The following is a 17,737-nucleotide window of genomic DNA, read 5'->3' as shown; positions in this document are numbered from 1 at the left end:
ATCTCGACTGGAGTGCAACGGAATTGAGAGATCTTTAATTAAAAAGATTGTAGGCAAGGTTAAAAGATTTCTCGACTCCACTGTGTTCCGCTCGAAATGACGGGTCGATTTACGTCAGGGTGACTCAACGCCTAACATCATCGTTCCATATTTAACGACTTCAAATACTCAGCGATCTTGTTTTTATAGTAATAATTTAAGCTTGGAGGCAGTTTTTGCAGCATATCATTACCGTTTTGTTGCTGTTTTTTAAACTGATCGACCATTTTTTGATAGGATGGAGGGAACTCTTTAGCTGCTTTACTTTCCCGTTTAGCGTCTTCTTCCTGATCGCGTTCGGCTTTTTCTGCTTCTAATAACTTTGTTAAAAGGTCTTTTTGCCTGTTTAAGGTTTCTTGTTGCAAACGTTTGTTAACCAGATCGCTCTCTGTCTGTTTCATTTCTTTAATGGCTTCATTTAGATTACCCATTTTACCTGTGCCATCTTTGTTCTCTTCACGGTTGATCTTTTCGAGCGCCTGACGGATCATTTGTTGTTGCTGGGCCATCTTACCAAACTCCTGGCTCATTTGTCCTTTGCCAACTTTACCTTGATTATCTCCCGATTTTTGCATTTGCTCACGAGCCTTTTGCATGCTTTTGTTTAACTGTTCCTGCATCTGCGAAAGCTGCTTCATCCCTTGTTTTTGTTTCTTTCCACTACCGCCCTTACCGTTTTTCTGCATATTTTGGAGCTGACTCAAGGCCTCACTCAACATCAAGGTTAGATTATTGATAGAAGTCATGGTAAACTGCTGAAAACGGTTAGCCTCAGGGGTTCTTCTATCACCCAAACTTTCCAAACTTTTATCCAGGTTGAAATTGATCTTGTTCATCTCCTCGTTAACTGTCGATTCTATCTGCGGAACGCGCTTGCTTAAACTGTATAAGCTATCGGCGATAGTTTTAAGGTTATCTTTAATGCTGCGCTGTTTCTGAACGTTACTGGTATAAGAAGGATCTGCCGCGGTCATTTTCTTTAAAGCAAGCATTACTTTTTCCTGATCAAAAGAAGTGGTCAATAAGTTTTCCAAGAGGTGTCGCAACTCCTTGGCGTTCAGGTTGTTTTCCATTTCTTCACCCTGCTGCTGCATATCGCTCATTTTTTTAGATAACTTTTCCATCTGCTCGCCAGCTTTTTGTTGTTTCTGGCTTGCATTTTTCGAATCCTTTTTATCTAAAGCATCTTTACTGTCCTGCTGTTCTTTTTGTATATCCTGCACATCTTTTTCAGGATTTTCGAAAGGATTGGGCCTTTCAAGCGACTGATTTTTTTCTTGCAGCTTTTTTAGATCGTCTTTCAGGTCTTTCATTTCCTTGTTAAGCGCATCCTGTTTCTGCTTTAACGATTCATTATCTTGTTTTTTGTCTTTGGTTTGTTCAGCAAGTTCCTTTTGTTCTTTAGCCAGTTCATTTAGCCGATCGATATCGGTTTGAAGGTTTTGTTCAAATTCTAATTGTTTGTAGAGTTCTAGAATCCTGTCGAGTTCATTTTTAAGGGTTTTATTGTCCAGTTGCATTTTCGAGAGCTCATTCTGCGTTTGGTCCTTATTTTTCTCATTCATCAGGTTTTGCAGCTTTTGCAAAAGTTCTTTTGTTTTTTCATCAAGCACATTATCAAACAGGTCTTTAATCTGTTTCTGTTTTTCTAGGAGCTCTTCAGTTTGCTTTTGGTCTTCCTGTTGCTGGATATTTTTATCGTTCTGCTCTTTTATTTCTTTTACAGCCTCATCAAGCTGTTTTTGTTTGTCTAAAAGGGCTTCAATCTGTTTTTTATCTTCGAAAGATATCTGTTTTTTATCGATGAGGCTTTCGGCCACCTTTTTACTTTCTTTTTCGATGGTATTGGCCAGGCGTATGGCCGATTGCATTTTTTGTTTTAAAGCCTGGTTGCTTGCATTTACCTGTTCGGCAGTTTCTTTTTTAGTAGGCTGTTTAAAGGTTTTGATTTCAGATCGGGTAACTTTTGCGCCATTTACACCGTCGTTATCGGCTACTTCGAAATAATATTCAATTTCCTGACCAGGTTTGGCAGCCGCAGTTTTTAAATCCCAGAAATAGAAAAAGCTATTTTCTGTCGCATTGCTTTTAATGGCAATATTTTTGGTAACTGTACCCACAATGCGGTTATTTTCTTTTATATTGTATTTAAAACTTAAGCGGCTAAAACCATAATCATCAGTAACCTGACCGCTGAAATACAAGGCCTTGTTACTTACCGAATCTGATTTTTCTTCAACAGAAATACTAGGAGATTGATCTTTAACAACCGTGATTTGATGCGACAAAGAATCTCTGAGCGTAACATATTGGTTTTTAGGTGTGATGCTATATTTTGAATTATTCCTGATGGTAGTATTAAAGGCCGATTCATTGTCCTCAACTTTTAAAACATTTTCGGTCCCATTTAAAATAAACAGCAGGGAGTTGCTCTGGCCGGTTTTAAAGTTCCAGGTAACTTTTGTGCCTTCGGGTAGAAGCATATCGCCAACATTGGCAATCAGTTCTTGTTTTTTGCCCAGATAAGCAGGGTAATTTAAAGTGGCGGTTGCATTTAGTAGTTCAGGGCGTGGTTTAACCGAAATTGTAAACACAGCTGAGCTAAAGCCCCCCCCTTTAAAAATTAATTTTTTATCGCTCTGTATATTTTTGATGTTATAATTAAACTTACTGATGTTCTCTTTTTCGAGTTTATAGGTGTTTTTGCCGTCTTCAACGTAAATTTCGGCAGGAAGTTCATCACCGGCCAGTTTAACGTTTAGTGTTAAATCATCACCTTGGGTAACGGTTAAACTCTTATTCAAAACTGTGAAACTGAAAGGTGCTTTAGGTGCAATGTATTCATCGTACTTAAAAAAACTGTTTGTGCCCTCGCGCAAAATAGCAGGTGCGATAATGGCAATTAACAGAATAATAGAAAGGGGAACAAAAAGATATTTTAAATACTTCCGGTTATCGTTAATGCTAATGGCCGTGTAAAAGGGGACAGGTTTGAGCTCCAATATTTTCTGATCGATACTGGCAATAATGAGCTGATTATTATTAGGATGATTTTCAGAAAGGCGGTGAAGTTGTAAGGTGTTGAGCAATTTATCCTTAATATCGGAAAAGTGATTTCCGATGATAACCGATGCTTCGTCGAAAGTAAGGTGTTTGCCCAATTTGAGCATTGAAAGTAATGGTTTGATAATTAGAAAGCCAACAAGTAAGGCCCCAACAAGTAAATAAGCAAAAAATACAAAGGTTTTAAAACCAGCGGTTGGATTGAGGTAATAAAGACTCAAAAAAACTAGGAGATATAGGCCTAAAAGTATGGCAGCGGCATAAATACTCCCGCGCAAAATTTTATTCAGGTAAAATTTGCGGATAAACTCATCTATCTTCCGTAATAAATCGCTGTAGTTATTGCTCACCATATCACCGTAAATGTAAAAATAGTTCTAATCAATTGAAAGAAATCTGATATTAGCATAACGTGTTTATTTCAAATCGGTTATCAATTCTGATTATTTGCTGGTTTTTTATCGAAATTCCATCAAAATAATGAAAATGGTAAAAATAAGACAAACGTTTGATCAGATGCTTTGAGGCCGATTCTGTACTAAAATGCATTAAAAGATTAACAATGGGTTGATTCTTATTTAATGAAAAAATATCTTTGGCGTATCATCCGCTCCGAATAACTAGTAAAAACACCCTTTTTTATTTTCTTAGGAATGCCTATTAATGGACTATGTTGTTGATTTAACGTCGGGTTGTTTACAAACTTTTCAAACTGTTTACCGTTTGTTCAACCAAAAACTTTATGGCTATGTACTGAAAAAAACAGGTTCAGTGTACATGGCAGAAGAGGTGGTGCAGCTTACTTTTATCAGGCTTTGGGAAAAGAGGGAAAATCTATCTTCGGAATATAGTTTATCAGCCCAGATTTTCCGTATTGCGGGCACTATCCTTATCGATCAACTTAGAAAAGAGGCTGTTGGCAAAAAGCATTTAACGGTAGTCGAAAATGATTATGCCATGCAGAACGAAGTTAACCAGCCAGAAATGCATCATGCTCTTGAGCAGGCTATCGAACAAATGGCCCCTGTTAGAAAAGAGTATTTAAATTGAGTAAAGTAGAGGGGTATTCTTATAAAGAAATTGCAGAAATGCTTTCTATTTCTCCAAAAACAGTCGAAAATCACATATCGCAGGCCTTAAAACAATTAAGGGCTGCGTTTTCTTCTATTATTTCTTTAGCCGTCATCATGTCGGCCATTATTAATTAAATAATTATTGCCTTTTTTGACCATCAGGACCGCCATTTAAGAAATTACACAAAATAATTTCAATCGAATAGGGGTAAAGCACTTTCAAAAACGTAATGTAGTTATGCAAATCAACCAAAAGCTTGTTGAGAAGTTCTTTGCCGGCCAATGTACTGCCGAAGAAGCCCGCTTGGTAAGTAAATTTTTAGCAGATGGAGACAACCGCGAAATTTATTTAAACAGCGAGGAATGGGCGAATTTTGACCCGAAAGAAAAAGTTGATAGCGAAATATCAGACCGGATTTATGTAAATGTGTTAGATCATATCCATGATAGAATAGAAATCAAAAGAAGCCGGTTGCGTTATTTGGCTTATGCCGCCTCAATAGCATTGATTGCTACAATAGGATTGGTTGTTTATAAGTTTAATAGTACTCAGATTTCTAGATCAAATACTGTTGCTTTAGCTAAACACGGTGTGCCTGCAAGGGTGGCTAAGTTTGTAACCAATACATCGAACACAAAACTAATCCATACCCTTCCTGATGGAACCATTGTTGAACTTGACCCAAACAGTGAGGTAAGTTATTTTCCGTTTGACCAAGGGAAAAGAGATGTGGTTTTAATAGGACAGGCATTATTTAGGGTACATAAAGATAAGACAAAACCTTTTACGGTCTTTGCCAATAACCTCGCTACTACTGCCTTAGGTACGGTTTTTAAAATTACAGCCTTTAAAAAGGGGCTTTACACTAAAGTGCGATTAATTGAGGGAAAGGTAGTAGTTAAACCCCAGCAAAAACTTTTATCAGCAGGGGTTAAAACCGTTTATTTATTGCCAGGGAAAGTATTTACTGTAAATATGCAAACCTATGTTGCAAATGTGAAAGAGGTTAATATACTACCGGCTAAGAAGCTGGAAATTTTAGATCAAAACAAGGCTATTGTTACCGAAAATGCCATCATTTTCGATAACGAATCATTAGCTGGTGTTTTTGATGCACTTGAAACTAAATTGAACATTAAAATAAAATATTCTGCAAGTCAGTTAAACAAAAAAGTATTTACAGGGCAATATGAATTCGGACGCGATGACATTGACTCTTTCTTAAATATGCTTTGTTCTCTCAATAACTTGGCTCCAGAAAAAACAGAGGTGGGATATAACATAAAGAAGAAGTAAACGAAAAACCTAAACAACCAAACTAACTAACTTCATGATTAAAATTTTTACTAAAAGGAACGTTCCAAAACGTACCTTACTGCTACTGCTTTGCCTTTATTATGGCTTTAGTGCCTATGCGCAGGCTCCAGCTGTTAAGGGAATCGTTAAAGATGAAAAGGAGACCATTGTTGGGGCAACAATTGTCGCTCAAAATGTTCAAACGGGAGCTAGAACAACTACATCATCCGATAGGAACGGGGTATTCAGTTTTCCAAAGCTCGCAGCAGGCCCTTACAAGTTTACCATTAATTTTATTGGGTATGAATCTAAAACTGTTAATGGACTGGTTAAGGATGGAGGTACTTTTTCACTATCAGTGATTTTAAAGGAAAGCAGTACCAGCCTTGATAAAGAAGTCGTGGTAACAGGTACAGGTATTACCCGAAATAAAAACACGTTTACGGGAAGTACAGCCACATTTTCTGGTGATGCATTAAAAATGGTTGGAAATAACAACATCATTCAAAGTTTAAGAACTTTAGATCCTTCTTTTATCTTAATTGAAAATAATTTGGCAGGATCTAATCCAAATGTTTTACCGGTTATAGAAGTTCGGGGGAAAAGTAGTGTACCAAGTGCCAGTTTAAAAGACCAGTTTGGCGGCGATCCTAATCAACCACTATTTATTTTAGATGGTTTTGAATCAACCTTACAAACTATAGTGGATTTGGATATGAACAGGGTGGGTTCTATTACTATTTTAAAAGATGCGGCATCAACAGCTCTTTATGGTGCAAGGGCATCAAACGGGGTAGTAGTTATTGAAACAATCAGACCAAAATCAGGTGAACTTCAGTTTACTTATTCAAATGATTTCAGAGTAGAAACACCGGATTTATCTGCATATAATATGATGAACGCGGCCGAAAAGTTAGCATTCGAAAGGTTATCTGGAAGATATTCTGCTGGAGATGGAAGCCCAACACAACAGGTTTATTTAGATCAGCTTTATAATTCGCATTTAGCGAAAGTAAAAAGAGGTGTTGATAGCTATTGGTTAAGTGAACCTATACAAACGGGCTACAGCAACAACTCATCAGTTTTTGTACAGGGTGGAGATAATACTTTTACTTACGGCGTGGGGATGAATTATAAAACCCAAACTGGTGCAATGAAAGGCTCTGGAAGAGATAGTTATAGTGGCAGCATCAATCTTACTTACAGAAAAAAGAAGTTAAACGTTAATAATATTACCTACATCAGAGGATATTCTGCTTTTAATTCACCTTATGGCCTTTTTTCGGACTATGTAAATGCAAATCCATATTTTGAAAAGAACTACTCCGATCGATATTTAGAGATTTCGAGACAGTCGAACGGTACGGAGATTAAAGTTAGAAACCCATTGTATGATGCCACTCTTCCACAATACGACAATACTAAAAATTTAGAGGTTCAAAACAATTTAAATATCAACTACGATTTAACGCCAGATTTAAGATTAAACGGAGCTGTTCAAATTACGAAAGGCAATAAAAAAGGAAAGATTTTTAGAGCGCCAGAAAGTAGCGATTTTGAAGATGTGGCTTTATTAAGAAAGGGAACTTATCAGGATAGTAGTTCCAATAATTTATCTTATCAGGCAAATCTATTGCTAACCTACTATAAAGCAATTGCTGAAAAACATATTTTGAATGCAAATTTTAGGGCAACAGTCAACGAAAGGCAGGATGATAGTTTTATCACCCTTTTAGAAGGTTTTCCGCAAGGAAGCAATGGGAACCCCCGATTTGCTTATGGTTATGCAGAAAATGGAGTGCCTAAAGCTGCTTCCAGTATTTACAGAACGTTAAATGGAACTTTTTCTGCCAACTATGCTTACGATAATCGGTTTTTGGCTGATGCCTCGTACCGCTTAGATGGGTCTACTGCTTTTGGAAGAAATAAGCAATTTTCGCCATATTATTCTTTTGGTTTAGGTTGGAACATCCATAACGAAGAATTTTTTAAGGGAAAAAACTGGATAAACAGACTAAAGCTTTTTACCAATATTGGAGTAACTGGTAATCAGAATTATGGGAATATAACCTCTGTATCAGTTTATAATTACAATAGTAACAGCAATTACAATCAATTTGGACAAGGTATAGATTTAAGTACGCTGGGTAACCCAGATTTAGCACCACAAAAAACAAGGCTAATTAGTGGAGGGCTAGACTTTATGCTTTTCAATAGCAGGTTTACAGGTTATATCAATGCATACAATAAAACAACAGATCCATTAGTTGTAGCGGTCGACCTACCCTCATCTACAGGTGTTTATAGCTATCCTTTAAATGCAGGTACCTTAACTTATAATGGCGTAGAAGTGAAACTAAATTATTCTCCGATTTACAATACAGCAAAAAGATTTGTATTAATGCTTGGAGTAACTGGAACGATGTTTAAGAGTAAATACGCAGGCTTTGGAAACACATTGAACTCATTAAATAAACAACAAGAGTTAAATAAAAGCAAATTGAGATTTACCGATGGCTATAGTGCCGAAACCATTTGGGCTGCCAAATCTTTAGGTATTGATCCGGCAACAGGAAGGGAAGTGTTTTTAACGCCAAGCGGCCAATACTCATTTGATTATAGTGCCGCCAATATATTACCTGTGGGAAATACAACACCAACAGTTGAAGGGGTATTTACCACAAACCTCATGTTTAAGGGATTTACTTTTGGTATTAACATTAGGTATAAACTTGGTGGTGATGTATTTAATGGAGCCTTATTTGATAAGGTTGAAAACATTAGTTTTTCGAATATAAACCTTAACCAAGATAAAAGAGCACTCTACGACAGGTGGCAAAATCCTGGCGACGTAGCTCAGTTTAAATCTATATCACAGACATCGACCACACCAATTTCCTCAAGATTTGTACAAAAGGAAAATACAATAAGTGGCGAGGCGATCAATCTTGGCTATACTTTCGACAATAAGGTTTGGGTTAAAAAATTGGGTATGCGTTCTCTCGCCATTAATGCATTGGCAAACGATATTTTCAAAGCATCAACTGTTAGACAGGAGCGGGGCATTGATTACCCTTTTGCCAGAACGGTATCATTTAGTTTCAGGGCTTCATTTTAATAAATATATAGATGAAAAAGAATTATATAAAATTATTTGTAGCAGCAATTGTATTGTCACTGTTGCTGGGTGCTTGCAAAAAATTCCTTAACGTTCAGCCAGAAGATAAGGTTATAGAAAGCCAGGTATTTGCAAGTAAAGGTGGAATAAATACTGCTTTAAATGGCTTGTATATTAACCTGGCAAAATCTAATTTATACGGAGAAAATCTTACACTTTCTACAGTAGAGATTTTAGCCCAAAGATATAATGTGCCGTCAACGCATAGCTTATATAAAATTGCCTCTTATGCCTACGGGGATAAGCCAGCAACCACCAAGTTCGATGCTATTTGGACGGAAGCCTATTCTACGATTCTAAATATCAATAGTTTTTTAGAAAATCTTGAAATATATACCGGCGTATTGGATACAAAAACCGAATCTCTTTATAAGGGAGAAGCTTTGGCCATGCGGGCTTTACTTCACTTTGATCTTTTACGCCTTTATGGTCCTAAATACAGCTCAGCAGATTCGACTAAACAATCTATTCCTTATTATGAAAACAGTCAATCGAAAATTAATCCACTTTTGCCCGCCAATCAAGTAATGCAAAAGGTTTTGAGTGATCTTCAGCGTGCGGAAGAATTACTCAAAAATGATATCATCATTACGAGTTCGGGTGTTAATCCTCCGGCAGCAAATGCAGAGGTCGATTTTGTAAACAATAGTCGAAACTACCGCTTAAATTATTATGCTGTAAAGGGTTTGTTGGCAAGAGCCCACTTATACCGGGGAGATAAAGTATCTGCACTTTCGGCAGCGAAATCAGTTATACAGCAAGCCGATAAATTTAAGTGGACGACTACCACCAATGCTTTAAGCGAGAAAGTAAACCCCGATCGTGTATTTTCTACAGAGATGATATTCGGTACAATGAATACACAGCTGTACAACAATTACCTTACTTTATTTGATCCTTCAGTTACGGAGGGTAACATTTTAGCACCTGCAGCGGCAAGATTAACAACGGTTTTTGAATCTAACGAAAGCGATTATAGATATAATTTAAATTGGCAGATCCCATCAACAGGGATAAAAAGCTATAGGACCTTTTATAAGTATGCTGATATCGTAGATAAAACCAAAACATTCAGATTTACTATTCCACTTTTAAAAATTAGCGAAATGTATTTCATTGCTGCTGAATGTGAACCTGTTGCATCGGATGGTATTAACCAATTGAATGTGGTACGTCTTAACAGGGGCTTAGCGAACCTTGCTACCACCGCGAATGTAAATACAGAGCTGCAAAAAGAATATCAAAAAGAATTTTTTGGCGAAGGACAGTTGTTTTATTACTACAAACGTAGAAATGTAACCTCGGTAGGAAATGGAACGGGGAGTGGGAATATAACCATTGTTCCTGTAGTACCACTTCCATTATCAGAAACTCAATATCGTTAACCTAAAAGATTGATCCAATGAAAGAAATTAAATTTTATACTGCAGGTTTACTGATACTGATATTCGCAAATTCATGCAAAAAAAATCTGGAAACCTACAGCGGTAAGAACAATATATATTTTAATGAGGCCGGCAGGCTACCCGCGTTTAACGGTGAAGTAATAAGAGATTCTACTGTAATGTCTTTTTCTTTAGCGAAGAATACAGATTCAATAGTAAACATGGTAATTAAAACCACCGGCACAGTGAGTGATAAAGACCGTTCTTATAAATTAATAATGGATCCGGTGTCGACCGCCATAGAAGGAAAACATTATGACGCTTTACCTCAAACTTTTAGCATCAAAAAGAATAAACTTCAAGATACGGTAAAGATTAAATTTCATAAAACTGTAGATATGCAGGCTCAGAATTTTACACTGTTTTTTAAGCTGGAGGCGAATGAAAACTTTAGTACTGATATGGTAGATAAATTAATTAATGCCACAACCGGGCAAAGATTAAGCTTTATCAAATACCGGTGGTTTGTAAATGATATCATTAAAAAACCGGGGAGGTGGTTGGATGGCTATCTAGGTACTTTTACCCGAAAAAAGCTGAGTTTGATTGTTCAAGTATTGGGTATAGATCCAGCTTACATGGACACCTCTATGTCGATTGCTGAGCTTACTGCATATGGTAAATTTATGCAGCGTTATTTAAACGATCAAAAAGCAGCCGGAAAAACTATTTACGAAGACGACGGATCAGAAATGATTATGGGTGCTTCTGTTCAATAAAATCTATCCCTTAAATTATTGATTATGACTTTCAAGAAATACATATTGATCATTGCACTTTGTATTATAGGCACATTTAGCGCTTGTAAAAAGGACATAGGCAATTACAATTACAATGATATAAATGAACTATCAGCTGTTAGCGGTATCGCACCAGATTTAACCGCAGTATACAGCAAACAATTTGTTTTAAAGCCTGATTTGAAGTTTACACAAGATGCTGGAGCAGACGAATCTAAATACAGTTACGAGTGGTCTTACATCGGGCCAAATGGAGTAGGAGGCTCTAAGCTCTTTACTTTGGCCACAACAAGGAACCTCGATTTAAAAATGACAATTATTGCAGGTAGTTATCAATTTTATTATTCTGTTACTGATAAAAGTACGGGAGTAAAATTTAGGTACCCTTTTACGTTAAAGGTTGTAAATGAGATAAATGAGGGTTGGATGTTGATGTGCGATGTATCGGGAAAAGCAAGAGTAGATATGCTATCGTTAAATACAAGCAGTACGTTCGATGTAATTATAGATTTATTGGCCACAACGAGTTCAGACCTAAAACTAGACGGAAAACCTGTATTGGCTTATACCTATAACACCGGTCTTTTAGTCGGGCCCGATCAAATTAGCTATGGTGTTTATTTTGGTACCGATAAAAGTACTCAAAAGGTTGATCCTAATACATTTAAATGGACAAAAACCATGGGCCTAACTTATGAGATGTATGGAAATGTTCCTGAGGGGTTTTATGCAGATGTTATTAAACAACGTGGAGGCAGCTCCGCATATATGATCGGAAACCAGGACGCTTATTACTATGAGCGTGTACAGAACATATATTATTCTGCTCCTATAAATTACATAACAGCCGAACAAAAAGGATTTAAGGTTGCTCCTTTTGTTGGAGGAAACCCAGCTGTTGTTGCAAATGCCCACGCTATATTTTACGACATTACCAACCGTAGGTTTGTAAAACACGTAGGTTCGGCAGCAACTTGTACAACATTGCCAAACCCTCCGGATGCACAGAAATTATTCAATTTCTCAACCGGGATGGATTTAATTTATATGCAATGGGTAGCGTTTAATGGCGGCGAGGTGTTTAGTGTACTCAAAGATCCCAACTCATCAAAACGCTATCTGACCCGATTTAACAGTGGTAACAATGCACAATCTTACTATGCAGAAATTTTAGCCACAGATTTTGCAAATGCAGAATTATATGCTGTGAATCCAGATTTGGGTTATATTTTCTATACCGTTGGCAGTAAAGTTTACGAATACGATATGTCTTTAAAATCGGCCAAACTGATGCTCGATATGGGAACTAAGAGAATTTCTTTCTTACAGTTTTATGAATTTAAGAATACCACAAAATATAAAGACTCAAATAAGTTAATGGTTGCATCATATGATCCGGCATTGCCTGAGGGGCAGAACGGAAGCCTTAGCACTTATACGGTTCCACCTGTAAACGGCGATTTGGTACCATATGCCAATTATAGCGGTTTCGGAAAAATTAAGAGTTTAACCTATAGAGAACGCTAAACAAAAACACTGCATTAAAAACATACAAATTAAACCAATGAAAATTAAAGCATTATTAAGCACGCTTTTGTGCATCGCAACCATATCTGCAATGGCACAACAGCCAGTAGAGGTAAAAGGGCTCTTAAAAAAGAAAAGATCATCAGCTGTAAAACTGTTTAAAGTAAAGGATGGTAAGAGTGTAGAAATTGCCAATACAACCCCAGCTGCTACAGGCCAGTTTGGTTTTTTATTCTACCCTGAATACGAAGGTTTATACGTAATCGGTACTGGTAACGAAAACGGGCCTAATGATAACTATAAATTCTATTTTAAGGGAGGGGAACAACTATCTGTAAATCTATTGGATTCTAGTTATGTGTTAACCGGAAAACTAAACTCAAAAGAAAATGTGGTATTAACCCAGTGGCACGATTTAACTTTTCCGTTAGAGCAAAAGGCCATCAACTTTATGAAAGTGCAGAGTACTTTTGTTGATTATTTTCCGGAACAAGAAGAAATTGTGGCCAAGAGTAAAACTTTCTTAAATGGAAAGGCAACCGGCAACGTTAAATTCGATAAGGAAATTAAGGCAATAATGGTATGGGATTTAGCCAGTTATGCAACCAATTTCTTGAATACTCCCCGATCTGCCCACCCTTCGGTAGAAGAGTACAGCAATTTTTATAGCACCATAAAAGCAGAAGATTTTGCCAAAACAACCAATAAAGTTTATACTTATCCATGGGGTTTCCGTACGCTATCTGCCATCATCAGTGTAAATATGCGCCAGCAGGGAAAAGCCTATAAAAGAGGGGTTGAAGGTGTAGACCTTTTTGCTTCTTTTGTTCCGAACGATACCTTAAAAGGAGACCTGGCTTTAGATAATGCAGCAGGATATAAAACAATAGGTGATTATCAAACCTTAATGGCAAAATATGATAAATACGTGATTACCAAAGCACAAAAAGAGCGTAGCAGTAACATTATGAACCCTTTGTTAACCTATAAACCAGGTACCGATGCTTACGAATTTTCTTATGCAGATAATACCGGTAAAGTGTATAGCATGAAAGATTTTAAGGGAAAAGTGGTGTTGGTTGATACCTGGGCAACCTGGTGCGGACCTTGTAAAGCTGAAATCCCATTTCTTAAAAAACTGGAAGAAGAAATGAAAGGGACAGATGTTCAGATTATCAGCTTATCTACCGATGCAGAAAAGGATAAAGAAAAGTGGCTTAAAATGATCAAGGATGAAAATTTGGGCGGCTTACAGCTTTTTGCCGGCGGACCAGCTAATGAGTTTTCTAAATATTATAAAATTAATGCCATTCCCCGTTTTTTGGTTTTCGATAAACAGGGCAAAATTGTAACCGTTGATTCACCCCGTCCTTCTCAGCCAGAGTTAAAAGCATTATTGCAAAAAACTTTGGCCAATTAGGTCATTGCTTTGCCGCTATATCGGCGGCAAAGCTTTTTACATTTCTTACGTATATGATAACAATAAAAAAACTATTGCTGGCTACGCTTTTGCTCTTTTTTTTACCCAAAGCCTATTGCCAGAATGATAGTATACAAATTAGCGGGCAACTTAAAGGCCTGGGAAATAAATCGGTTTGGATTTCTTTTGCTGATGATGCTGGTGTATCGAGAAGTTATAGAGCAAATGCCATTAACGATATTTTTTCTTTAAAGGTACCCCGCTTGCAAAAACCAGCCATTGCCCGTTTTGATGTTTCGGTATCAAGGGGTTTAAATGCTACGAACAATGACAAAACCGTTTCGAATCCATCTCCCGTTCTTGATTTATTCGTTTTCGATAAAGGGATTAAAATAACTGGCGATGCCTTATTGGTTCAGTTTGCAAAGGTAAGCGGCGATGAAGAAAACAATGTGTTTGACAGCTATAAACAGCTGGTAAAAAAAGAGGAAATGCGTAATTACGAAATTATGCAGTTGCTTTTTAATGGAGAAAAAAACACGAATGCGGCGCAATCAAAGGCGCTTGGCGCTGAGGCTACTGCAATAAACAGAAAATTGGTTAACGTAAAGCGCGACTTTGTTAAAAACCATCGGGATGCCTTTGCTTCTGTATTTTTATTAACCCGAATGCAAAACCTGTATACCGCAGGCGATTTTATTTCCACGTGGAACAGTTTATCGTCCAAATATAAAAACCATCCTATCGCAGAGAGAATCAAGGCATACATCAAAAAAATAAGTGCTACTCCTGAAGGATCGGATGCCATTGGTTTTCAGAAAACCGACAATCATGGCAAAACCATCAATTTGGCTGATTTTAAGGGAAAGACTGTACTGCTCGATTTTTGGGGCAGCTGGTGCGGGCCTTGCCGAGCCAGTAACCCACATCTTAAGGCATTATACGCAAAATACCAATCCAAAGGTTTTGAAATTATAGCCATAGCACAAGAGCAGAAAAAATTACTTAGCGAGGCACGCACAGCCTGGCTTAAGGCTATTGAAGAAGATGGACTCACCTATATCAATGTGCTTAATAATGAGGATATGGATAAGCAGAATTTGGTAAAAGACTATAACATTGTGGCTTTTCCAACCAAGATACTGCTCAGCAGCGAGGGTAAAATAATACTCCGTATTACCTCGAGTGCTACTGATGATATTGACCAGGCCCTCGAAAAAATTTATGGATTTTAAATCCACCAACTCAGATAAAATGAAAATTAAAGCAATACTGTTTTTGAGCGTCTTGGTATCGGCGCTAAACGTGCAGGCACAAAACGCCAAAACGACAATCGAAAGCTTGAACAAAATGTTCGCTCAAAAATCTATTGACCCTGTAATGGAGAGTTTAAGCGCCAAATTTTCTGTTGCTGCTTATTCCAGACCCTCAACCGATAAGATGTTAAAAGCTATTGTGGAGCGTTACGCCTGCGATTCGCTACAATTGAAAAGTGAGGCAAAACAAAACGAAAATATTCAACTTACCGTATTTCCGTTTAACAAAGGAAAGGCAGGCAAAGAAAGCTTTATTTTTACCGACGCGCAGTACAAACTTCTCTACGCTGATATTTTCGACCAACTTTATGGCATGAACCGGTATAAAAAATCGGTATTGATTGCTAAAATCCCCTTCGAAGTACAAGATGGTTCTGTCATTTTAACAGTTAAGGTAAACAATAGCCAGCGACCGCTAAAACTGCTTTTTGATACCGGAGCAGATGGAATGGCCATTACCAAAGCCCTTGCCGATTCTGTAGGTATAAAAGCTACCCGCCAGCAAAGTACATCTGTAGTGGGCGGGAATATGCAAATATCTGTTTCAGAGGGAAACACCATCAAGCTGGATACATTCTTTTTAAAAAACCAAAGCTTTGCTATTTTCCCTGAAATGCACAAAGGAAGCGATGGCATCATTGGCAATAGTATTGCCAAAAACTACATTACCAAAGTAGATTTCGATAAAAAAGAACTTTCACTTTATAATTTTGGCGATTACGAGTACCAAGACCAGGGGAAATCGGTTCCGGTTATCGTGCCTGCCGGGTTGTTTATTATTCCGGGTGAGATAAGCATAATACCTGGCCAGGAACATGCAGGCGAATTTGTTTTCGATACCGGTGCGGCATATAATCTCATTTGTTTCAGGCCATTTGTAAAAAAGAATAAACTATTGGTAAGTGGTTTTAAACCCGAATATAATGGTACCACAACCAGCATGGGTATCAGCACACCTACCTACAGCGGCAGGGCAGCATCGTTTTCTTTTTCAAATATGCCTAAGCTAGCCGATTTTCCGGTTACCCTCATGGCCGGAGGTGGCCAGAGCGAAAACTGGAATCCGGGCTTTGATGGATCAATCGGTATCAGAACCATAGGGCGTTATAATTTCACCATTAATCTGCAGAAAAAGGAAATCCATTTCGTCCCGAACCATACGTTAAATTTCCCTAACGATTTTGTTTTGGGCGCTTATTTATTCGGCTTCGATCAGGATGGAAAATTAAAGTTGTTAAGTGTGGTTGCTCCGGTTGAAAGCGAAACATTAAAAGCGGGGCAGACAATTGAAAGTATTGATGGCGTCGCCGCATCAGTTCTGCTTAAAGACAGCAAGAAAATGCTTGCGGTTTTAGCAGCACCCTCTGGCAAAAGCTTCAAAATTGCCTACACCGCAAATGGAGAAAAACAAAATATCTCAATAACCAAAAAATAGATTTATGAAAAAAATAATCCATACTATTTGTCTGATGTTCGCTGTTATAGGCTGTCTGGCACAAAATCAATCCTTAAACAGCGTATTGAAACAAGCCAAAAAAGAAAATAAACTCATTTTTGTTGATTGTTATTTCACAGGCTGTATCCCATGTGCTCAAATGGATGAAAATGTTTTTCCAAATGTGCTTGTTAAAGCAGAAATGGACAAAAATTTCCTAATGCTCAAAGTAGATATTTTTAAGGATAAGCTTGGCGATACCTTAAAAGTGCAGCATATTTTAAATGGATTCCCAACTTTCCTGGTGTTAAACAGTGATGGAAAATTAATCAGCTCATCATCTGGCTACAAAGATCCGGGGAATTTGCTCGCATTGTTTGCCGATGCGCGCCAAAAAGCAAATCAACAGAAGTTTTTAACTGGTTTTTCTACACAATATGATGAAAAAAAATATCCGTCGTTTTATGTAGAATTCTGTAAAACCAGGAAGGGAATAACCCCAGCTATCTTAGCAACCTATAGCGATACTTTAAAAAACTTTAAGGCTGAGAATGCCTTGTTGCCTTATCTGGTTACCAGATCGGCAGATGAAAAGGCTATTGAAACCATTTTTGCCGATTATAATGGATATGCCTCACTTTATGGTGAAGAAGTTTTACAACCAGTGATAGATTACGGATTGAATCAAAGGCTGGCCAAAGCAATGAAAACAAATTTGAATGATACTGCTTTTGAAGACTTTTTAACTGGCCAGAAAAAATACTTCACAGAAAAAACATGGAAAGTATGCCTCCAAACTTTGGGCAATAAATATTTCTTAGGAATGAAAAAAGATACCGTTGGTTTTCTGAAATTCTCGATAAAAAATCCAGTTTTATATCAATACCATTTTAATGCGCTTTATAGCACTTTATTGGCTAAAAAAGGATTTAACCAAGAGGTTACCACGCTCTTCTGTAAATGGGCCGATGCCATTGTTACTGAAGACAGCGGCCTTGAATTTATGAAAACAGCTGCGGCGGTAAATAAAATAGCGCAGGATGAAGCTGGTTATAACAGGTTTATAAAAATGGCAGCTAGCTATGCCAGCAAGTATAAAATGAAAACAGAACCCATTAATGAAAGCGGTTCAAAATAAATAAGAATTACACCTTGTAGAAGGGGTGCATGTTAAATAGTTAATGATCGAAAAGCTTATCTGGAT

The 17,737-nt window shown here is 37.4% G+C and carries 12 protein-coding genes; 11 read left to right on the top strand and 1 reads right to left on the bottom strand.

The genetic code is table 11. The features are described 5' to 3' along the window. Nucleotides 1-137 precede the first annotated feature (137 nt). On the bottom strand, nt 138-3,455 hold the full coding sequence (locus LQ201_RS13060; protein ID WP_230142963.1) for a DUF4175 family protein: 3,318 nt from the start codon (nt 3,453-3,455) through the stop codon (nt 138-140). Nucleotides 3,456-3,765: 310 nt separating this feature from the next. Between LQ201_RS13060 and LQ201_RS13055 the strand changes: the two genes are divergently transcribed. The 11 genes from LQ201_RS13055 to LQ201_RS13005 all read left to right on the top strand — a co-directional run bounded on the left by LQ201_RS13055 (nt 3,766) and on the right by LQ201_RS13005 (nt 17,671). Beyond that, nucleotides 3,766-4,152, top strand: coding sequence for an RNA polymerase sigma factor (locus tag LQ201_RS13055; protein ID WP_230142962.1), 387 nt, complete (start codon nt 3,766-3,768; stop codon nt 4,150-4,152). Continuing rightward, nucleotides 4,149-4,310 (top strand): sigma factor-like helix-turn-helix DNA-binding protein, encoded by a 162-nt coding sequence (locus LQ201_RS13050; protein WP_230142960.1) that lies wholly within the window; start codon nt 4,149-4,151, stop codon nt 4,308-4,310. Before LQ201_RS13055 ends, LQ201_RS13050 begins: the two co-directional genes overlap by 4 nt. A 103-nt stretch (nt 4,311-4,413) precedes the next feature. Then, nucleotides 4,414-5,472 carry a FecR family protein gene (locus LQ201_RS13045; RefSeq protein WP_230142958.1) on the top strand — a complete coding sequence of 353 codons (1,059 nt, stop codon included), beginning with the start codon at nt 4,414-4,416 and terminating at the stop codon, nt 5,470-5,472. Nucleotides 5,473-5,506: 34 nt separating this feature from the next. Then, nucleotides 5,507-8,590, top strand: a complete 3,084-nt coding sequence (locus LQ201_RS13040; protein WP_230142956.1) for a SusC/RagA family TonB-linked outer membrane protein — start codon at nt 5,507-5,509, stop codon at nt 8,588-8,590. A gap of 11 nt (nt 8,591-8,601) precedes the next feature. After that, nucleotides 8,602-10,035, top strand: coding sequence for a RagB/SusD family nutrient uptake outer membrane protein (locus LQ201_RS13035; RefSeq protein WP_230142954.1), 1,434 nt, complete (start codon nt 8,602-8,604; stop codon nt 10,033-10,035). A 17-nt stretch (nt 10,036-10,052) separates the two neighbouring features. After that, entirely contained in the window at nt 10,053-10,814 is a 762-nt protein-coding gene (locus tag LQ201_RS13030; RefSeq protein WP_230142952.1) for a DUF4843 domain-containing protein, read from the top strand. A 24-nt stretch (nt 10,815-10,838) separates the two neighbouring features. Then, nucleotides 10,839-12,362 carry a PKD-like family lipoprotein gene (locus LQ201_RS13025; protein WP_230142950.1) on the top strand — a complete coding sequence of 508 codons (1,524 nt, stop codon included), beginning with the start codon at nt 10,839-10,841 and terminating at the stop codon, nt 12,360-12,362. A 37-nt stretch (nt 12,363-12,399) separates the two neighbouring features. Continuing rightward, nucleotides 12,400-13,782: a TlpA disulfide reductase family protein gene (locus tag LQ201_RS13020; protein WP_230142947.1), complete on the top strand. Its 1,383-nt coding sequence runs from the start codon at nt 12,400-12,402 to the stop codon at nt 13,780-13,782. 53 nt (nt 13,783-13,835) lie between these two features. Continuing rightward, nucleotides 13,836-15,017, top strand: coding sequence for a TlpA disulfide reductase family protein (locus LQ201_RS13015; protein ID WP_230142945.1), 1,182 nt, complete (start codon nt 13,836-13,838; stop codon nt 15,015-15,017). After that, nucleotides 15,007-16,533, top strand: coding sequence for a retropepsin-like aspartic protease (locus LQ201_RS13010; RefSeq protein ID WP_230146645.1), 1,527 nt, complete (start codon nt 15,007-15,009; stop codon nt 16,531-16,533). Before LQ201_RS13015 ends, LQ201_RS13010 begins: the two co-directional genes overlap by 11 nt. 4 nt (nt 16,534-16,537) lie before the next feature. Beyond that, complete coding sequence (locus LQ201_RS13005) at nt 16,538-17,671, top strand: thioredoxin family protein (RefSeq protein WP_230142942.1); 1,134 nt, start codon at nt 16,538-16,540, stop codon at nt 17,669-17,671. Nucleotides 17,672-17,737: the final 66 nt, after the last annotated feature.

Source organism: Pedobacter sp. Bi126 (genome assembly GCF_918698245.1).
Classification (GTDB): Bacteria; Bacteroidota; Bacteroidia; order Sphingobacteriales; family Sphingobacteriaceae; genus Pedobacter.
The sequence above is the reverse complement of the archived record's forward strand: the minus strand, read 5'-3'. Positions and strand labels throughout refer to the sequence as shown.

What these genes read in the sequence shown, in the direction of transcription:
- LQ201_RS13005 (WP_230142942.1), top strand. Translation starts at nt 16,538, where the DNA reads ATGAAAAAAATAATCCATACTATTTGTCTGATGTTCGCTGTTATAGGC.
- LQ201_RS13040 (WP_230142956.1), top strand. Translation starts at nt 5,507, where the DNA reads ATGATTAAAATTTTTACTAAAAGGAACGTTCCAAAACGTACCTTACTG.
- LQ201_RS13010 (WP_230146645.1), top strand. Translation starts at nt 15,007, where the DNA reads ATGGATTTTAAATCCACCAACTCAGATAAAATGAAAATTAAAGCAATA.
- LQ201_RS13015 (WP_230142945.1), top strand. Translation starts at nt 13,836, where the DNA reads ATGATAACAATAAAAAAACTATTGCTGGCTACGCTTTTGCTCTTTTTT.
- LQ201_RS13025 (WP_230142950.1), top strand. Translation starts at nt 10,839, where the DNA reads ATGACTTTCAAGAAATACATATTGATCATTGCACTTTGTATTATAGGC.
- LQ201_RS13030 (WP_230142952.1), top strand. Translation starts at nt 10,053, where the DNA reads ATGAAAGAAATTAAATTTTATACTGCAGGTTTACTGATACTGATATTC.
- LQ201_RS13045 (WP_230142958.1), top strand. Translation starts at nt 4,414, where the DNA reads ATGCAAATCAACCAAAAGCTTGTTGAGAAGTTCTTTGCCGGCCAATGT.
- LQ201_RS13035 (WP_230142954.1), top strand. Translation starts at nt 8,602, where the DNA reads ATGAAAAAGAATTATATAAAATTATTTGTAGCAGCAATTGTATTGTCA.
- LQ201_RS13060 (WP_230142963.1), bottom strand. Translation starts at nt 3,455, where the DNA reads ATGGTGAGCAATAACTACAGCGATTTATTACGGAAGATAGATGAGTTT.
- LQ201_RS13055 (WP_230142962.1), top strand. Translation starts at nt 3,766, where the DNA reads ATGGACTATGTTGTTGATTTAACGTCGGGTTGTTTACAAACTTTTCAA.
- LQ201_RS13020 (WP_230142947.1), top strand. Translation starts at nt 12,400, where the DNA reads ATGAAAATTAAAGCATTATTAAGCACGCTTTTGTGCATCGCAACCATA.